General features: G+C 67.9%; 15 protein-coding genes and 1 tRNA gene. 5 read left to right on the top strand and 11 right to left on the bottom strand.

Annotated elements, in window-relative coordinates; all coding sequences use genetic code 11:
• The first annotated feature begins 90 nt into the window (after positions 1 to 90).
• A complete protein-coding gene (locus OG230_RS16420; RefSeq protein WP_328910965.1) occupies positions 91 to 1,356 on the top strand; it encodes an MFS transporter in 1,266 nt (421 codons plus the stop codon).
• 719 nt (positions 1,357 to 2,075) lie between these two features.
• Here the strand turns inward: OG230_RS16420 and OG230_RS16415 are convergent.
• From OG230_RS16415 to OG230_RS16405, 3 genes are all read right to left on the bottom strand, one after another.
• Positions 2,076 to 2,228 (bottom strand): hypothetical protein, encoded by a 153-nt coding sequence (locus OG230_RS16415; RefSeq protein WP_328910964.1) that lies wholly within the window; start codon positions 2,226 to 2,228, stop codon positions 2,076 to 2,078.
• Between the two features lie 102 nt (positions 2,229 to 2,330).
• Positions 2,331 to 2,510, bottom strand: coding sequence for a hypothetical protein (locus tag OG230_RS16410; RefSeq protein WP_328910963.1), 180 nt, complete (start codon positions 2,508 to 2,510; stop codon positions 2,331 to 2,333).
• Between the two features lie 210 nt (positions 2,511 to 2,720).
• Positions 2,721 to 3,842: a peptidoglycan-binding domain-containing protein gene (locus OG230_RS16405; protein WP_328910962.1), complete on the bottom strand. Its 1,122-nt coding sequence runs from the start codon at positions 3,840 to 3,842 to the stop codon at positions 2,721 to 2,723.
• Between the two features lie 473 nt (positions 3,843 to 4,315).
• Here OG230_RS16405 and OG230_RS16400 point away from each other — a divergent pair, with 473 nt between their 5' ends.
• Together OG230_RS16400 and OG230_RS16395 are read left to right on the top strand one after the other, a co-directional pair.
• Positions 4,316 to 5,491, top strand: coding sequence for a hypothetical protein (locus tag OG230_RS16400; RefSeq protein ID WP_328910961.1), 1,176 nt, complete (start codon positions 4,316 to 4,318; stop codon positions 5,489 to 5,491).
• Between the two features lie 812 nt (positions 5,492 to 6,303).
• Complete coding sequence (locus tag OG230_RS16395) at positions 6,304 to 6,678, top strand: tyrosine-type recombinase/integrase (RefSeq protein WP_328910960.1); 375 nt, start codon at positions 6,304 to 6,306, stop codon at positions 6,676 to 6,678.
• A 730-nt stretch (positions 6,679 to 7,408) separates the two neighbouring features.
• Here OG230_RS16395 and OG230_RS16390 read toward each other — a convergent pair.
• The 3 genes from OG230_RS16390 to OG230_RS16380 form a co-directional block, all read right to left on the bottom strand.
• Positions 7,409 to 7,482, bottom strand: a tRNA-Pro gene (locus tag OG230_RS16390).
• A gap of 28 nt (positions 7,483 to 7,510) precedes the next feature.
• The gene (locus OG230_RS16385; RefSeq protein ID WP_328910959.1) at positions 7,511 to 8,278 is read right to left on the bottom strand and encodes a Pr6Pr family membrane protein; all 768 of its coding nucleotides are present in this window, start codon (positions 8,276 to 8,278) and stop codon (positions 7,511 to 7,513) included.
• Between the two features lie 68 nt (positions 8,279 to 8,346).
• A complete protein-coding gene (locus tag OG230_RS16380; RefSeq protein ID WP_328910958.1) occupies positions 8,347 to 9,285 on the bottom strand; it encodes a metallophosphoesterase in 939 nt (312 codons plus the stop codon).
• A 79-nt stretch (positions 9,286 to 9,364) separates the two neighbouring features.
• Between OG230_RS16380 and OG230_RS16375 the strand changes: the two genes are divergently transcribed.
• Entirely contained in the window at positions 9,365 to 9,829 is a 465-nt protein-coding gene (locus OG230_RS16375) for a GatB/YqeY domain-containing protein (protein ID WP_328910957.1), read from the top strand.
• Between the two features lie 84 nt (positions 9,830 to 9,913).
• On the opposite strand, the gene OG230_RS16370 is transcribed toward OG230_RS16375, so the two are convergent.
• The 3 genes from OG230_RS16370 to OG230_RS16360 all read right to left on the bottom strand — a co-directional run bounded on the left by OG230_RS16370 (position 9,914) and on the right by OG230_RS16360 (position 13,577).
• Positions 9,914 to 10,303 carry a hypothetical protein gene (locus OG230_RS16370; protein WP_328910956.1) on the bottom strand — a complete coding sequence of 130 codons (390 nt, stop codon included), beginning with the start codon at positions 10,301 to 10,303 and terminating at the stop codon, positions 9,914 to 9,916.
• Between the two features lie 71 nt (positions 10,304 to 10,374).
• On the bottom strand, positions 10,375 to 10,977 hold the full coding sequence (locus OG230_RS16365) for a PASTA domain-containing protein (RefSeq protein WP_328910955.1): 603 nt from the start codon (positions 10,975 to 10,977) through the stop codon (positions 10,375 to 10,377).
• Positions 10,978 to 11,339: 362 nt separating this feature from the next.
• On the bottom strand, positions 11,340 to 13,577 hold the full coding sequence (locus OG230_RS16360; protein WP_328910954.1) for a transglycosylase domain-containing protein: 2,238 nt from the start codon (positions 13,575 to 13,577) through the stop codon (positions 11,340 to 11,342).
• A gap of 406 nt (positions 13,578 to 13,983) precedes the next feature.
• Between OG230_RS16360 and OG230_RS16355 the strand changes: the two genes are divergently transcribed.
• A complete protein-coding gene (locus tag OG230_RS16355; RefSeq protein ID WP_328910953.1) occupies positions 13,984 to 14,334 on the top strand; it encodes a WhiB family transcriptional regulator in 351 nt (116 codons plus the stop codon).
• A 43-nt stretch (positions 14,335 to 14,377) separates the two neighbouring features.
• Here OG230_RS16355 and OG230_RS16350 read toward each other — a convergent pair whose 3' ends face one another.
• Both OG230_RS16350 and OG230_RS16345 read right to left on the bottom strand, forming a co-directional pair.
• Positions 14,378 to 15,814: an ArsA family ATPase gene (locus OG230_RS16350; protein WP_328910952.1), complete on the bottom strand. Its 1,437-nt coding sequence runs from the start codon at positions 15,812 to 15,814 to the stop codon at positions 14,378 to 14,380.
• A complete protein-coding gene (locus tag OG230_RS16345; protein WP_328910951.1) occupies positions 15,811 to 16,785 on the bottom strand; it encodes an ArsA family ATPase in 975 nt (324 codons plus the stop codon). The genes OG230_RS16350 and OG230_RS16345 overlap by 4 nt, the downstream gene beginning before the upstream one ends.
• Positions 16,786 to 16,796 lie beyond the last annotated feature (11 nt).

Genomic DNA, 16,796 nt, shown 5'->3' with positions numbered 1-16,796 from the left:
CCTCACTTTCACGACGGTTGCAACATGCTACCAAGGAAGTTACCGTCACCTCTGGTAGCAAGATGAAACCAGATGTGCGGAGGAGTGCTGATGCCCGGCAACGGTGAGGCCGCGACACGACGGACCGAGGCCCGAAGCGGTGAGGGTCCGGCGTTCGCCCTCTCCCGGGGCGTCGTCATCCTGTTCGCCGTCGCCTGCGGGGCTGCGGTGGCCAACGTCTACTTCTCCCAGCCGCTCCTGGTGACCATGGGCCACGACCTCGGCATGAGCCCGGCGCTGGTCGGCGGCGTGGTCACCCTCACGCAGGTCGGATACGGGCTGGGACTCTTCTTCCTCGTGCCGCTGGGCGACGTGGCCGACCGCAGACGGCTCGTCGTGGCGCAGCTGCTGCTCCTGGTGGTGGCGCTGGCCGTGGTGGCCACCGCCCACTCGGCGGCGGTCCTGCTCGCGGGCATGGCCGCGCTGGGGCTTCTCGCGGTCGTCACCCAGACGCTGGTGGCCTTCGCGGCGTCGCTGGCCCCTCCCGCCGTACGCGGACGCGTCGTCGGTCTGGTCACCAGCGGAGTGGTCATCGGAATCCTGCTCGCCCGCACCGCATCCGGCCTCATGGCCGATCTCGCGGGCTGGCGCTCCGTCTACCTCGCCTCGGCCGCGCTCACCGCTCTGCTCGCCCTGGTCCTGTACCGAGTGCTGCCGCGCCACGGTGCCGCTCCGCCGGCAACCCTGCGCTACGGCCAGCTCCTGCGCTCCACGGTCACCCTGTTCGCACGGGAACGACTGCTGCGGCTCCGGGCCCTGTTCGGCCTGCTGGTCTTCGCCGCCTTCAGCACCCTGTGGAGCAGCGTCGCACTGCCGCTGAGCGAGGCCCCGTACTTCCTGCCGCACAGCGCGATCGGGGCCCTGGGGCTGATCGGTGTCGCCGGCGCCCTGGCCGCGACCGTGGCGGGCCGCCTGAACGACCGCGGACTCTCCGGCCGGACCACCGGCATCGCCCTGGCACTGCTCGCCGCCTCGTGGCTGCCCCTGGCCTTCACCCGCAGCTCGCTCTGGGCCCTGGTCGTCGGGGTGATCCTCCTGGACCTCGCCGTGCAGGCGGTCCATGTCACCAACCAGACCCTGATCTACGCGCTGCACCCGGACGCGGGCAGCCGGCTGATCGGCGGATACATGATCTTCTACGCGATCGGCAGCGCCACCGGCGCCATCGCCGCGACCTCCCTCTACGCAGTAGCCGGCTGGGGCGCCGTATGCGCACTGGGCGCCGCGTTCAGCTGCCTCGGGCTCGCGCTGTGGGCATGCACCCGACACGACACCCCCGGCCCCGCCACCAAGGCGACCTCCCACGGCGAAGCCTGAGCACGTGTGCCGCAGGCCGTTTCGTGCCGCGCCGAAAACATCTGCCGGAGGCCGAGTTCGCACCCCGCGTCTCACCGGCGCGCAGCACGGCTCCCAAGACGCCCCCGGAAACCACTCAAGGGCCCGACCCGCGATGCGGATCGAGCCCTTGACCTGGTGTTTCAGCTGTCGGGGTGGCGGGATTTGAACCCACGACCTCTTCGTCCCGAATGAGGGCCGGTCGCGATCGTCACCTGGTGATTTGACGTTCTGCCTGGTCAGAGGGTTGGGCTGCGGTGGTGTCGGGTGGTCTCGAAGGGGCTTGGGGAGCGGATCGGCTTCCAAATGGCTCCCAGCATGGGACGTCACCGGGGGGGCATGCCCCAGCAGACCTCAACGGCGTGGACCATTCTCCGGAAGGATCTGCTCCTCCTTCGCTGCTCCATCAGGCCAAGTTCTCCGCATTGGTCGACTTGAGCACTGCGCAGGCCGGGGGCAGTTCGGGGTGGCGGTGCTTTCCGGGCAGGTGAGCAGGTCCCGGGTGTGCCGTACCTGCTCCTCCGTCATCGCCGGGTGGGCGGCCGAGGCGCGCGCCCGCCGGCGCGGGCCTCGGCCAGGCCCTCGTTGGTGCCCTGCGCGAGGTCGGCCTCCTTCCTCATTTGATCCAGGTGTAGTTGGCTGCCTTTGAATGCTTCTTGGCCACCACCCGTCCGGTGTGGCCGGCCTCGTCTCTGCTGAGCTCAGTGGCGTGGGCGGCTGAACCAGGCCATGCCGTCCTTCTGAACCATGACGACGATCGGCAGAACACCGGCGGCCAACTCCACAAAGGCTGGCATGACGACGGTTGCGGGGGCGATGTTGGCCGTGAGGCCGAGAGTGAAGGTGCCGACCACGCAGAGCCAGGCGCCTTGGACGATTGTGCAGATGCGGAGGGCGTTGCCTCCCTTGCCGAATCGTGCGGCGAGAGCGAGCGCGAGAACAGCGTAGATGGCGCCCTAGAACATTCCGAGCTGCGCGACCACCATCTGCCCTGCCGCATTCTGCTCCGCCTCCTCAACAGCGGGTGCCATGAACCTCGAAGCCTCGCTGTAAGGATCGAGAGCGCTCTGCGCCGCCGCAGCCTGAGCGAGCGCAGCCAGGCCCAGAATGATCACGAAGCCCGCCAGCAGGTACATGAGGGTCGTTCTCCCTAGGTCTTGAAGGGGCGAGGGCGGATGTTGATCTGGCCGGCATGGGCTGGCGGTCGAACCGCTACCGGGCTTGGAGGCAGGGGGAGGGGGTCCCGCCGGGTTCACCCGGCGGAAGCCCCTCGGCTGAGGGCGGGGTCAGCGCCTATGAGGAGTCAGCCACGACCGTCACGTGCCCGTGACCTGCGAAGGGCGGGCCTAGTTGAAGGTGATGTCCCAGTGGACGTCACCGTTCGTGGGAGTCTCGTAGACGTACTCGATCGCAATGTTGCTGAACTTGCCCTGCCAACGCGGGTCGGCCTTGCGAGGGGCGGCCTTGCGCTGGGTGTTCTTGATCCAGTTGGTGATGCAGGTGTCGATCCGGAGGTCGAGCTTGTAGCCCTTCGTGTGGGCCTTCGGGATCTCCTCGTTGTGGATTCCGTATTCGGTGCCGCCCGTAATGACGAGGGGACAGCCGCTGGCCCTGCGCAAGGCGATGACGCCGCGGATGGAGTCGCTGCGGATGTCGTCCAGGCTCGTGCAGCGGTTGTTGTTGCGGTTGTCGCAGCCGCCGCTCGACGATGTGGTGATGCCGGCGGGGCGCAGCAGGGCCATGGCCTGGGTGTGGGTGAGCTCCTCTGGGAGCTGGGACGGCGCCGCCGGGGCAGGCTTGGCGGGGGTGCCGCGCTTGGCCAGCGCGGTCCCGCTGATGAGCTTCTTCCAAGTGAGCGGCCCCACGATGCCGTCGGCCGTCAGGCGGCGATTTTGCTGGAACTTCGCGACAGCGGCCGCGGTGGCAGGGCCGAACGCTCCGTCGACGGCGAGCTGATTGCGGTACATGTTCAGCTGGGCCTGCACTGCCTTCACTGCGGGGCCAGATGCCCCGCGGCCGACCGTGCGTAGCAGTTTGTTCCAGGTGGGTCCGTCAATGGAGCCGTTCACCGTGAGGCCGTTCGTGCGCTGGAACGCCGAGGTTGTGGCGGCGGTGGCCGGGCCGTAGCTTCCGTCAGCGGCGAGGCGATAGCCGCTTGATGCGAGCAGCAACTGGGCGCTGCGGACGTTCTCGTTGTGCTGTCCCGTCTTGAGGACAGGCCACCCGGTGTCGCTGGACGACGGCTTGTCCAATGGCGTCCCGCGCAGTCCGGGTTGCGGGTGCCCGCTGGTTGCGCCATTCCCGACGGCGGCAGAGTGGCTGTCGCCCCGTGCCTGGTCGTCACCGAAGGTGCTGAGCTGGACGTCGGCGCTGCGCGTTTCTCCCTCATGGACCACACCGACTACGACGGCACTGACAACAGCGGCTGCCACCGCCGGCATCATCAGCTTCCTGATCGTCTTACGCATATCGCATCCTCCTGCTTACGCCCCCTGCCTATCTGGCGGGGGCGATCGAGTGGCGGGCGCGCTGATGTGGGTCAGCCACGCCCGCGATGTCTGAAGGGGTGGGGGCTCGTGCCGCGGAGAGAGCAGGGTCAGCTCACCCCGCGGCATTCACGCGGTCAGCCGCGGCCGTCGCATGCCTTGCAGTCGCCGCTGCCCCGGCAGCTGTCGCACTTCCACACACCGCGGGAGCCGGATCCGTCACAGGTGGTGCACTTTCCATTGCCCTTACAGCGCTGGCACTTGTTCCACATGGTCAGTCCTCTTCTCATCGGGGGCGGCGGGGCGTTCCGCGCCGCCAAACCGAATGTCCCGCAGTCGAAAGGGGAGATCATCAGTGCAAGCGGGGTGAGGATTTGCGGCGCAACTTGCACCTCCGTAACCTGCTGCTTCTCGGTTGCACCGCAACAGAATTCGCCTCGCAGGGGGAGCCGTTGATGGGGGATCAGGGGGAGTCGTTCGCGGACTTGGCTCACCGTCTGGTGCAGGCACTGGACGCGTGGGTGACGTGTGTGGGGGAGCCGACGGCGGAGGGGAAGCCGACGCGTAAGGCTCTGGTGAAGGCTCTGGAGACAGAGCGCGCGACGCCCGTCTGGCAGTCCCGCAAAAGGATTGACGAGGCACTGCTGTCGTACTGGTTGAAGGGCCGCAACCAACTGTTGCCCGGCACCAAGCACAACCGGCTGCCCAGCAAGGAGGACTGCGAGGCCATTGCTCGGGCGTTAAGGGAGAAGGCGCCAGAGAACGCCCAGCGGCTTCCGAAGATTGGCTGGGAGATCGCTGAGCTTGCCCGCAGTCTTCAGGACACAGGTGGACCGGGCTGGCGGAACCGGGTCCTGACGAGCGTCATCGCTCAGCCCGCCGAACCCGTTGAACCAAACGAGACCGCCGAGCCGGCCGAGGTTGCGAAGCCCGCCGCACATGCCGAGCCGGTCGATGCCGCCAAGTCGGCCGAACCCGTTGAACCTGCCAGGGCGGCCGAGGCGGTCGAGGTCGGCGAGCAGAAGACTGGGAAGCGGAGGGGGAAGAACGGGCGGATCTGGGCGGGAGCGGCCACAGCCGCAGGGGTGGCCGGGACAATCGCAGTGTTCGTGTGGCTGGGCGGTGAAGAGCCCTCCTCGGTGAGTACGAAGCCGGACGGGTCGGCAACGAGCGCGCAGGGGGCGGACGTGGCCAAGCCAGGTCCTGCCACCTCAACCGAGTCCGGCAGCGTTGAGGGAAACCACCGGTGTGGAAAACCCCGGAGTGCGGGCGCGGTGTCGTGGACGCCGTGCACACTCCTCGCCGCGGACGGGACGATGTCCTTCCTGGTTCAGTTAACGAACACCTCGGGCACGCCGGTCACGGTGAAGGCGAAGCTTGCCTACGTCCAGGCCGCGGTGGAGCAGACCTGCCCGGACCCGTGGGGGGCGTTGATGAAGGTCACCGTCCCCGCCAAAGCGACGAAGACCAGCCCGCTAAACGCGTGTACCGCTTCGCTGACGTCAGGCCAAGCGTTCCAATCCAGGGCCTGGGTGGTGCCCGATGACACAGCACAGTGGGGATATCGGGAGCACTCTCCGACGCTGCACGTGCAGGACGACGGCACGCCGGTGTGGGCCGACGAGGTGTGACAACTCGACTGGCGGCCAGTTGCTCGGTCCGGACGGTGGCCGCGATGGCGACACACTCAGCGTCCCGTAACTGGACGGGATCGCCCGCCCCGGAGACGGAGACGGACGAACGGTTGGACGAACACGCGACACTGTTACTCCATCAGGTGGCCTCAGGGGCAGACCAGTGCGGCGATCAGCCTGCGGGCCGCTGCCTTGCCCAGCCGCCCCAGCACCGCCTGCGTTCTCTCCCTCGGTGCCGTCCGAGCGACGCCGGTGGCCTCGACCGCTTTGTTGTACGCGGTGTCGAACTGCTCGCACGGCCCTGGCGAGAAGGGTTCAGGTACTTCAACTGGGCCGGGGAAACCGGCTCCGTCTTCGACTTCGCCGAGCGTTCGCGCCGGTCGGCGAAGGGTCTTTCGTTTGGATCAGGCCGGATCAGGGAGCGGGGTCTGGTGTGGGCAGCTGCAAGGCGGAGGAGGGAGTCGACGCGGAGCGTCGGCGACCGACGACAACGCTGCAGGTGAGGACGCGCCAGGGGTTGGGGCATTGGCCGCAGGTGGCCAGATGGGTACCGACCGGGACGGCATGGCTGCCGATCACTGCAGCTACGTCTCCGTAGGTGGTCCACCGTCCGGCGGGGACGGCGCCCAGCAGGGTATGCAGCCCTGTCCAGTCTCGCGGGTTCCGTTGAGCTGCCTGGCCAGACCTGTGAGGTCGATCCCCGCCAGGGTGGCCCATTCTTCGGGTGCGCAAGCACGGTGACACCAAGACGAGGAAGAGCCGCCGGACCATCGCTCTACCGACAGGTAGTCGACGTCCTCGAAGAGCACATGCGATGGCAGAAGCAGGAGCGGGCATCGAGAGGGATGGAGTGGAGCCCGACGGGGCGTGTCTTCACGACTCGGAGCGGCGAGCCGCTGGACGCAGCCAACGTCCGGCGAGACTTCAAGGCCATCGTGAAGAAGGCCGGACTGAAGCCTGAGTGGACGCCGCGGGAGCTCCGGCACAGTTTCGTGTCCCTGCTCTCCGACCACGGCATCCCCTTGGAGCGGATCGCGCTCTTGGTCGGTCACAGCAGTCAGGCGACCACAGAGGCGGTCTACCGTAAGCAGCTCCGACCCGTGATCACGCAGGGTGCCGAAGCGATGGACGACATCTTCGCCGACGACCGAGCACCAAGTGCGAGGGTTGACCTCTATCCGTAACAAGGATGTCAGTGGCGCGGCCGTGAGCACACGCGCCACTGACATGCGGTTGAACCAGTCCTTGGGCGCTCGGATTCAGCTGTCCAACAGGCGTCGGCAGTGCATGGTGAAGGTAGCCACGGCTTCGTGACTACGATCTCTGTGATCGACTAGCTCGCTTAGGGAGACCGACCAGTCTGAGGGAAGCGTGACGTGTCCGTCCCTCGTTGCTACGGCGACGTCGAGACTGTTCGCCCATGTGTATAGCTCTGTAATGAGCTCACCAGCTTCGTTGGACGCTTCTTCCGGGCCTTCGAGAGCAACCAGACTCTCGGCTTCGCCCAGCCTGTGCACCACCCCACTGAACTGTTCGGAGAGAGCAGTGGAGGACGGGTCACGGGCTTCGAAAGCATCTTGCGCGCTGCTACCCAGCCTGAGAGCTTCAGAAGCTTGGATCACAAGCTGACTGTAGGCATCTCGCCGCTGCTGGCGACGCCAGTGCTCATGTTGGTTCCGTCTCTGGTCCTTACCGGTCAGTCGAGCGGCCCCCAAGGTGCCCACGACGCCGATCAGTCCTCCGACCGCGGCTCCCACTAAGCCTGCTATGCCCTGATCCACGCCAGCAGTAAAGCTCACTGCGTCTGCTCATGGAGCTGGATCAGCTTGCTTTGGCCCCCTGTTTGGCCCCCGGGGTACGACAAAGGCCAGGTCCCAAATTTAGGACCTGGCCTTTGACCTGGTGTTTCAGCTGTCGGGGTGGCGGGATTTGAACCCACGACCTCTTCGTCCCGAACGAAGCGCGCTGCCAAGCTGCGCTACACCCCGATGTCACGCGGTCTCCCGGCGACATCGATTACTTTAGCCCACCCGCGGCCGGAGGCGAAATCCGGTTTCTGTGCGGGGCGGGCGGTCCCCAGAGCCCGGGCCGGATGCGGTCCAGGCCGACCAGCAGCGTGGCCAGGGCGGCGAAGGGCAGGCCGAGGGCCAGGGCGTGGATGAGGACTCCGGTGTAGCTGTAGGCGTCCACATTGAGGAAGGGGTACGGGTAGCGGGCCTCCGTGCCGGGGGAGAGGAGTGCGCCCCGGGTCAGGGCGAAGGCCAGGTACGCCAAGGGGAAGAGCAGCCACGCCGGGACGAAGCGCAGGCGCAGCGTCCGGGGGGTGGTCAGGAGGAGCCAGTCCAGGGCCGCCGCCACGGGCGTGACCGTGTGGAGGAGCTGGTTGGAGACCGCGCGCCAGCCGGTGATCGTGTGGCCCGGGGCGTCCGCCATGGAGAAGTCGCCGGAGCCGTTCGCCAGGATCAGGTGGTAGACGAGGCCGGTGATCGTGACGAAGAGGAGTACCCCGCCGGTGAGGCGCGGGGAGAGGGGCGGGCCGCCCTTCCAGGAGCGGTACGCCGACCAGCCGAAGGCGAGCGCGACCAGGACGTTCGTCTGGATCGTGAAGTAGCTCAGGACCCGGAGCGGCGACCCGATGGCCATGTCGATCACCAGGCCGGTGACCGCCGCCGCGCACACGAGGGCGCGCAGGGCCGCGATCACGGGTCTGGGGGACCGTTCCGCGTACGGGAACGACTCCGCGGACCGCGGGCTGGGGAGCAGGACGGTCCGCGGGGAGGTCATGATCTTCACGGTAAGCGGGGAGCCCGTACCCCGCGATTCGTCGGTGGGCCGGTCCCGCCGTCCGTGCGTCAGTCGCGCGGCGTGAGGGTCAGCAGCGTCGCCTCGGGCGGGCAGGCGAAGCGGACCGGGGTGTAGCGGTTGGTGCCGCAGCCGGCCGAGACGTGGAGGTAGGAGCGGTGGCCCCCGGCCGTGTGCGTGGAGAGGCCCTTGACCCGGTCCGTATCCAGGTCGCAGTTGGTGACCAGCGCACCGTAGAAGGGGATGCAGAGCTGACCGCCGTGGGTGTGGCCCGCCAGGACCAGCGGGTAGCCCTCGGCCGTGAACGCGTCGAGGGAGCGCAGATACGGGGCGTGGACCACGCCGATGGAGAGGTCCGCGCCGGTTTCCGGACCGCCCGCGACCTCCGCGTACCGGTCGCGCTTGATGTGCGGATCGTCGAGGCCGGTGAACGCGATCTCCAGGCCGTCGAGCTTCAGCCGTCCGCGGGTGTTGGACAGGCCCAGCCAGCCGGCCTCGTCGAACGCGTCCCGCATCGGCTCCCACGGGTTGTGGACGACACCGACCGCGGGGGCGTTGCCGTTGAGACCGTGGTTGCCCTGCATCTTCTCGAACAGGTACCGGGCGGGGTTACGGAGCTTGGGCCCGTAGTAGTCGTTGGAGCCGAAGACGTAGACCCCGGGGAGTTCCATCAGCGGACCGAGGGCGTCGAGCACCTCCGGAACGGCGTCCGGGTCCGAGAGGTTGTCGCCGGTGTTCACGACGAAGTCCGGACGCAGGCCCGCCAGCGACTGGAGCCAGGCCCGCTTCTTGCGCTGGCCGGACACCATGTGGATGTCGGACACCTGGAGTACGCGCAACGGGCGTGCCCCGTGCGGGAGTACGGGGACCGTGATCCGACGCAGGCGGAACGAGCGGGCCTCGAATCCGGCGGCGTAAGCGAGGCCGGCAACGCCGACCGCAGCGCCGACAGCCGTGACTTTCAGGGGTACTCCGTAGCGTGCGCGCATGTGCCCATCGTCGCAGACACGGTGCCGCGACAGGAAAACACGCGGGCGTCGGGTGCCCCGTACCTGTCACAATCGCCGCATGACCACGCTCAAGTCCAAGCTCAAGGAAGACCTCACCACGGCCATGAAGGCGCGTGACGAGCTGACCTCGTCCACGCTCCGGCTGACCCTCACCGCGATCACCAAGGAAGAGGTCAGCGGCAAGACGGCGCGCGAGCTCTCCGACGACGAGGTGCAGAAGGTGATCGCCAGGGAGGCGAAGAAGCGCCGCGAGGCGGCAGAGGCTTTCGCCCAGGGCGGCAGGCAGGAGCAGGCCGACCGCGAGAAGGCCGAGGGCGAGCTGCTCGACGCGTACCTTCCCAAGCAGCTCAGCGACGAGGAGCTGACGGGCATCGTCTCGGCCGCGGTCGAGGAGGCGAAGGCCGCCGGAGCCGAGGGGCCCCGCGCGATGGGCGCCGTCATGAAGATCGTGAACCCGAAGGTGGCGGGCCTCGCCGAGGGCGGCCGGGTGGCCGCGACGGTGAAGAAGCTCCTCGCGGGCTGATCACCGTTTCGGTGTACGCGGACTGACGGACCCTCCGGCGGGGAGTCATCGCTCTCCCGCCGGAGGGTCCCGTTCGTGGGCGACTCAGCTGAAGGTGGTGACGGCCTCAAGCATGTGGTCGTAGCTGTCCCAGTGGATGCCGCCGGTCACGGTGCCGTCCCAGACACCGGTGTAGGCCACCAGGGCGACGTGGCGGTCCTCGGGGAGGTCCATGTTCACGTCGCGCGTGGAGCCGGCCTTGGTGCGGTTCCAGTAGTAGTACGTCGTGTCCCCGTGAACCACGAGCCGTGCCACCGTCGACTTGCCGTCACTGACCAGGTCGGTGATGTAGAGGTGCTCGCCGTAGGGCTCGAACTTGGCCTTGCCCAACTTGGAAGCGGTGTAGATGGTCACGGCGGGGTCGTCGGCCTGTGCCGAGGACGCCGTGATTCCTCCCGCGAGCAGAACTGCGGCTGCGATGGTTATGGCGCGCATTGCGTGACGCATATATCAAAGACCTTTCGGTTGGGGCTGTCGGATATACAACCCGGTCCGTGCGCTCTGTGTCATTCAGGCTGAATCTTCTCGCTGGTGCCGCACGTGACCGCGATGAGCATGAGGACTTTCCCGTCAGCCGTGAACGGGGTTCCCGCGGCCGGGGACTGAGAACAGACCCGCCAATTCCTCGCCGCCTTGGCATCGAGCGGCCTGGACGGCTTCTCCTCGTCCCGAGCCGTCATCCGGTCGGGCCGGAAGCCGGTCTCGGCCATCAGTGACGCCGCTTCACCGGTCGTCCTGCCCGTGACGTCGGGGACCGGAGGCCGTGGCGCGGCAGCACCCCTCTTCGCCGGGCAGACTTCCGCCGACGGGACCACGAACAGGTCGATTGCGCCGAGATCGGGCTTGTCCTCCGTGAAGCACACCTCGTACTTCCGGGTCATCTCCGGAGGGATGTACCTGCCCAGGGCGGTCGCGTCCCGGACCGAGAGCCCGAGTCCCGCGGACGTCACTTCGTCCACGACCTCCACGAGCGGAGTCCCCGGCTTCACGTTCCGGAAGCCGGCCACGTCCTCGGGAGGCGATGCCTGGGGTGATGATCCGCAGCCCGCCGCAAGGGGAGAGAAAGCGAGGAGAAAGACAAGAGTTCGTGCTGTCCCGATAAATCGCAACCGTTTTTACACCTTCGTTTTCCGTGGCCCGTCAATGAGCGGAAAATGCCCGCCGCTCTTTACTTCTTCGATCATAGGTGTGGGGGGCCGACTGGAACGCGGGACTGGGACACGATAATCGGAACAAGACCATCCGGTACTGCGTTGGGTGAAATCCAGGTGTCGCAAAGTCGTTTGTGAGTGGAATTTATGGATTCGCCGCACGGGCCGGGAGCCGCGCCTTTCACGAAGAGTCACGTGACCTTCGTCACGTGTTCACGGAAACGCGACGAGGGTGCCCCGGGATCATCCCGGGGCACCCTCGTCGTGCTTCTGAGCGACCGGCGCCCCCGCGGACCGGAGTCCGCGGGGGCGCCTTCGGGTCAGTTCCGGCCGCCGCCGGTGCCGTCCCCCCAGTCGCCGTCACCGCCGGTCGCGCCGCCGAGGAGGCCGGGCGGAAGGGTGATCTCGTCGCCGGGCTTGGGGTCGCCCCTGCCCCCCTTGTCGTCCTCTTCCTTGTCGCCCTTGTCTTCCTTCTCGGGCTTGGTGTTGCCGCGCGGGACCTTGACGTAGTTGAAGGCGGGCGTCTCGCCGGCGCTCAGCACCTCGGTCATCGCGGTCCGCCAGATCGGGCCGGGAAGGCAGCCACCGCAGACCTTGTCGTAGTACTGGCCGCCGATGGTGATGTTGTACATGCCGCGCTTCTCGCCGACGTCGTCGCCGACCCAGACCGCGGTGGACAGGTTCGGGGTGTAGCCGACGAACCAGGCGTCCTTGCGGTCGTCGGTGGTACCGGTCTTGCCCGCGTTGTCGCGGTCGGTGAGGCCGGCCTGGGTGCCCGTTCCGTCCTCGACGACGCCCTTGAGCATCTGGTTGATCGTGTCGGCGGTGAGCTCGCTCATCGCGCGGTTGCAGGCCGTCTTCGGCACGGGCAGGGACTTGCCGTCCCGTGTGGTGACCGATTCGATCGCGACCGGGGAGCAGTACGTGCCGCGGTTGGCGAAGGCGGCGTACGTGGAGGCCATGCCCAGCGGGGTGTTCTCCGCGACGCCGAGGGTGACCGACGGGTCCTCGCCCAGCTTCCGCCCGGTGCTGGCCTCGTACCCGAGGCTCTTCGCCATGGTGACGGTCTCGCAGAGACCGACCTTCTGCTCCAGCCGCGCGAAGTAGGTGTTGATGGACTTGCCCAGCGCGCTGGTCAGGTCGTAGGGGCCCTTCTCGGACTCCAGCTCGTTCTGCACGGGCCACTGGTCCGAGCCGGTCGGGCTGCCGGAGCAGTTCCGGTAGTCGCTCTTCGCCATGTTGATCTTCCACGGGTCGTCGAAGACCGTGGTGGGGCTGATGCTCTTCTCCAGGGCGGCGGCAGCGGTGATGGGCTTGAAGGTCGAGCCGACCTGGAACCCGTACGTCGTGCCGCCCATCTCGCTGCCGACACCGAGGTTGATCACCGTCTCGTGCTTCGTCCCGTCGAGCCCGTACGGCCGCGACTGCCCCATCGAGAGGATCTTGCCGGTGCCGGGCTGGACCTGGACGACCGAGGCGGCGACGCCGTCGTCCTTGTTGACGCGGGAGGTGGCGGCCTTGTTGGCCGCGGCCTGCGCCTTGGGGTCGAGCGTGGTCTTGATGGTCAGACCGCCGAGGTCCCACAGCTTCTGCCGGTCCGCCTCGGTCTTGCCGAAGGAGCGGTCGGAGAGGACCGTCTTGCGGACGTAGTTGCAGAAGAAGCCGGCGCCCTCCACAGCGGTGATGCAGCCGCTGCGGGGCTTGCTGACCTTCAGGCCGAGCGGGGTGGCCATGGCCTTGTCGGCCTCGGCCTGCGTGATGCTCTTCGTCGCGGCCATGCGCTGCAGCACGGTGTTGCGACGCTTGGTCGCCTCCTGCGCGTCGTTGACCGGGTCGTAGCGGCTGGGCGACTGGACGATGCCGGCCAGCAGCGCGGCCTCCGCCAGCTTCAGGTTCTTCGCGGGCTTGGAGAAGTAGCGCTGGGACGCGGCTTCGATGCCGTACGCCTGCTGCCCGAAGAACGTGATGTTGAGGTAGTTCTCCAGGATCTTCTTCTTGCCGAGCTCTTCCTCGACCTGGATCGCGTACTTGAGCTCGCGGACCTTGCGGCCGAGCGTCTGCTGGGTGGCCTCGGCGACCTTCGCCTGGTCGTCGCCCGCCTCCTCGACGAAGACGTTCTTCACGTACTGCTGGGTGAGGGTCGACGCGCCCTGCGCGGCCCCGCCTGCCTGCACGTTGCGGTTCATCGCACGCAGGATGCCCTTGAGGTCGACGGCCCCGTGCTCGTAGAAGCGGGAGTCCTCGATCGCGACGATCGCGTCCTGCATGTACGGGGAGATGTCCTTGAGCGGGACGACGGTGCGGTCGCGCGAGTAGTCCGTCGCGATGAGCCCGCCGTCGCTGTCCAGGATCTTGGTGCGCTGACTGAGCGGTGGTGTCTTGAGGTTGGAAGGGATTTCGTCGAATCCCTCGACCGTCCCCTTGGCCGCGAGGCCGAGCACTCCGGCGGCCGGCAGTGCGATACCTGCCAGGACAGCTCCGGATAGTGCGGCGACACCGAGGAACTTGGCGGCCTGCTGGGTCGTCGTGAGACCCCCGCCCGAGCGCTTCTTTGGCATGGGGGCAGCCTACGTTCTCATTCGCCGGACAGGCGTATATGCGTTGGCCTAAGCTGCTCTCAACTGTCACAGCAGACCGGTTTTGTTTCAACCCCCGTGCAGTTCAAGCCATCTCCGCAAGCAGCGGTTCCGCGACCCGAGGCGTTCCCGAATTCGCCTTGTGTGTCACGGATTGTCCACTGCGATTTGGGGGTCCTGCCCCGATTTTGTGGTGATGGTCTCGTATGTCCTCCCCTCACTCCTCTGGGTGATCTGCCGCGTACGCATAGTCCGTTCGGGCCATCCAAGATTGGGCCCGAAGGGGGTGTTGTGCTGGTGCTGCCTTCCGTAACGTCCTCAACTGGTGGCGGTGAATATGCCGCCGCCGCCGTGGGGGAGCCTCGATTCGGGAGAGGACGGCGCCGGCATGGGCTGGGTAACCGACTGGAGTGCGCAGGCAGCCTGCCGCACTACCGATCCGGATGAACTGTTCGTACAAGGGGCAGCGCAGAACAGGGCCAAGGCGGTGTGCACCGGTTGTCCGGTGCGGACCGAGTGCCTGGCCGATGCGCTGGACAATCGCGTCGAATTCGGCGTGTGGGGTGGAATGACGGAGCGGGAGCGCCGCGCACTGCTGCGGCGACGACCGACTGTCACGTCCTGGCGTCGCCTGCTGGAGACCGCTCGCAGTGAGTACGAGCAGTCGACGGGCATCCTGCCCGCAGCGGTCGGCCTGGACGACGACGTACTGCACGAGACGTTCGCCGCCGTGGGGTAGGCGTACGGGCCCGCACCCCGTGAGGGGTTACGGGCAGCAGGGCCTAGGCAGCTCCGGCCGGAGCGGAAACGGAACCGGCCGAGAGCCGGTCCCCGATGGCCCGGAGACCTGCGAGGTCATGTACATCGCCGGGCAGCGCGGCCACCTCGGTGACCGGGACCTCGGGGTGGAGCGCGGTGAAGCGGTCGCGTGTGCGCTGTTCGCGCGCGACGACCTGCATGCGCTCGGCGTGCAGGCGGAGCAGACCTGCGGTCACCTGCTCGACCGAGGGTTCGGTGGACTCGGGATCGGACGATGTGGCGGCAGTGGCGGCAGCGGATGCGGAATGCGCGTCCGTCGGCGGCTCCGACTGCTTGTGAGGTGCTCGGGCGTCACCCTTGTGGGGGTGTTCGGGCGACTCGTGCGGCTCGTGCTGTTCGTTCGGCTCGTCGCGTTCGGGGGGCAGCGGTGACTCGGGGGCTTCGGGAGAGGCGCCCGCCGGGTCCACTGGGTCACTGAGGCCAGCCTTCCCGGTCGTCTGATCCACAATGCCGCCCTCTTCAAGATTTTCCGCAGCGGCGAGCGCGCGCTCCGCCGTGAGCCGGGAAGCCTCGCTGTTGTGCACCCGGTTGAGCACCAGGCCGGCCAGGGGCATCTCCTCGTCGGCCAGCCGCTCCACGAAGTACGCGGCCTCGCGCAAGGCGTCCCGCTCCGGCGTCGCGACGACGAGGAACGCCGTACCGGGGGCCTGGAGCAGTTTGTACGTGGCATCGGCCCGGGTACGGAATCCGCCGAACATCGAGTCCATCGCGGCGACGAAGGTCTGTACGTCACGGAGGAACTGACCACCCAGCAGTTTGCCGAGCGTCCCGGTCATCATCGACATGCCGACGTTGAGGAACTTCATCCCGGCCCGGCCGCCGATCTTCGCCGGGGCCACCAGCAGCCGGATGAACTTTCCGTCCAGGAACGAACCGAGGCGCTTCGGAGCGTCCAGGAAGTCCAGTGCGGAGCGCGAGGGCGGGGTGTCGACGATGATCAGGTCCCACTCGTCGCGGGCCCTCAGCTGCCCCAGCTTCTCCATCGCCATGTACTCCTGCGTGCCCGCGAAGCCGGCCGACAGGGACTGGTAGAAGGGGTTCTCCAGGATCGCGCGGGCCCGCGCGGGGTCGGTGTGCGCCTCGACGGTCTCGTCGAAGGTCCGCTTCATGTCGAGCATCATGGCGTGGAGTTCACCGCCGCCCTCGCCGTCGATGTCCTCGACCCGGCGGGGGATGTTGTCCAGCTGGTCGATGCCCATGGACTGGGCGAGCCGGCGGGCCGGGTCGATGGTGAGGACCACGGCCTTGCGCCCGCGCTCGGCGGCCCGTACGCCGAGGGCCGCGGCGGTCGTGGTCTTGCCGACCCCGCCCGAGCCGCAGCACACGACGATCCGGATGTCCGGGTCGTCCAGGAGCGCATCGGTGTCCAGCCCCGGTGCGACGTCCGAGCCCAGCGTCATGACCCCACCTCTTCCCCTGTGCCCTGCTTACGGAGCTCGACCGCCAGGTCGTACAGCGCGGGGAGGTCCACACCCTCGCCGATCAGCGGCAGTTCGTCCGTGGGCAGCTCCAGGCCGGCCAGTACGGCGCGCTGCTCGCGCTCCAGTGAGACCCGCTCGGCGTGCTCGGCCGCCTGTTCGACCAGGGGCCGTACGAGGGCGGCGGAGCCGGTCACCCCCGCCCGGGTGAGTGTCTTGGCGATCTCCCTGCGGCGAGCGCCCGAGACGGTCCGCAGCGCCTCCTCGTCGAGCAGGTGCGGGCGCACCATGTTCACGATGATCCGGCCCACGGGCAGTTCGGCGGCCCGGAGCTCGGCGATGCCGTCCGCGGTCTCCTGGACCGGCATCTCCTCCAGGAGCGTCACGAGGTGGACCGCGGTCTCCGGGGACTTCAGGACGCGCATCACGGCCTGGGCCTGGTTGTATATCGGGCCGATCCTCGCCAGCCCGGCCACCTCGTCGTTCACATTGAGGAAGCGGGTGATGCGTCCGGTGGGGGGCGCGTCCATGACCACGTGGTCGTAGACGAAACGTCCCCGCTTGTCCTTGCGGCGTACGGCTTCGCACGCCTTGCCGGTCAGCAGGACGTCCCGCACCCCCGGAGCGATGGTGGTGGCGAAGTCGATCGCGCCGAGCTTCTTGAGCGCCCGGCCGGCACTGCCCAGTTTGTAGAACATCTGGAGGTAGTCGAGGAGGGCCCGCTCGGCGTCGATCGCCAGCGCGTGCACCTCCCCGCCGCCCGGCGCGACGGCGATCTTCCGCTCCTCGTAGGGAAGCGCCTCCGACTCGAAGAGCTGGGCGATGCCCTGCCTGCCCTCGACCTCGACGAGGAGGGTGCGTTTCCCCTCGGTCGCGAGGGCGAGCGCGAGGGCGGCGGCGACCGTGGTCTTACCGGTCCCGCCCTTACCGCTGACGACCTGGAACCTGCTCACGTCCTGGAGCC

Source organism: Streptomyces sp. NBC_00234, assembly GCF_036195325.1.
Taxonomy (GTDB): Bacteria; Actinomycetota; Actinomycetes; order Streptomycetales; family Streptomycetaceae; genus Streptomyces.
This window is presented reverse-complemented; position numbering and strand designations above follow the sequence as displayed.

What these genes read in the sequence shown, in the direction of transcription:
- OG230_RS16420 (WP_328910965.1), top strand. Translation starts at nt 91, where the DNA reads ATGCCCGGCAACGGTGAGGCCGCGACACGACGGACCGAGGCCCGAAGC.
- OG230_RS16410 (WP_328910963.1), bottom strand. Translation starts at nt 2,510, where the DNA reads ATGTACCTGCTGGCGGGCTTCGTGATCATTCTGGGCCTGGCTGCGCTC.
- OG230_RS16405 (WP_328910962.1), bottom strand. Translation starts at nt 3,842, where the DNA reads ATGCGTAAGACGATCAGGAAGCTGATGATGCCGGCGGTGGCAGCCGCT.
- OG230_RS16400 (WP_328910961.1), top strand. Translation starts at nt 4,316, where the DNA reads ATGGGGGATCAGGGGGAGTCGTTCGCGGACTTGGCTCACCGTCTGGTG.
- OG230_RS16395 (WP_328910960.1), top strand. Translation starts at nt 6,304, where the DNA reads ATGCGATGGCAGAAGCAGGAGCGGGCATCGAGAGGGATGGAGTGGAGC.
- OG230_RS16385 (WP_328910959.1), bottom strand. Translation starts at nt 8,278, where the DNA reads ATGACCTCCCCGCGGACCGTCCTGCTCCCCAGCCCGCGGTCCGCGGAG.
- OG230_RS16380 (WP_328910958.1), bottom strand. Translation starts at nt 9,285, where the DNA reads ATGCGCGCACGCTACGGAGTACCCCTGAAAGTCACGGCTGTCGGCGCT.
- OG230_RS16375 (WP_328910957.1), top strand. Translation starts at nt 9,365, where the DNA reads ATGACCACGCTCAAGTCCAAGCTCAAGGAAGACCTCACCACGGCCATG.
- OG230_RS16370 (WP_328910956.1), bottom strand. Translation starts at nt 10,303, where the DNA reads ATGCGCGCCATAACCATCGCAGCCGCAGTTCTGCTCGCGGGAGGAATC.
- OG230_RS16360 (WP_328910954.1), bottom strand. Translation starts at nt 13,577, where the DNA reads ATGCCAAAGAAGCGCTCGGGCGGGGGTCTCACGACGACCCAGCAGGCC.
- OG230_RS16355 (WP_328910953.1), top strand. Translation starts at nt 13,984, where the DNA reads ATGGGCTGGGTAACCGACTGGAGTGCGCAGGCAGCCTGCCGCACTACC.
- OG230_RS16350 (WP_328910952.1), bottom strand. Translation starts at nt 15,814, where the DNA reads ATGACGCTGGGCTCGGACGTCGCACCGGGGCTGGACACCGATGCGCTC.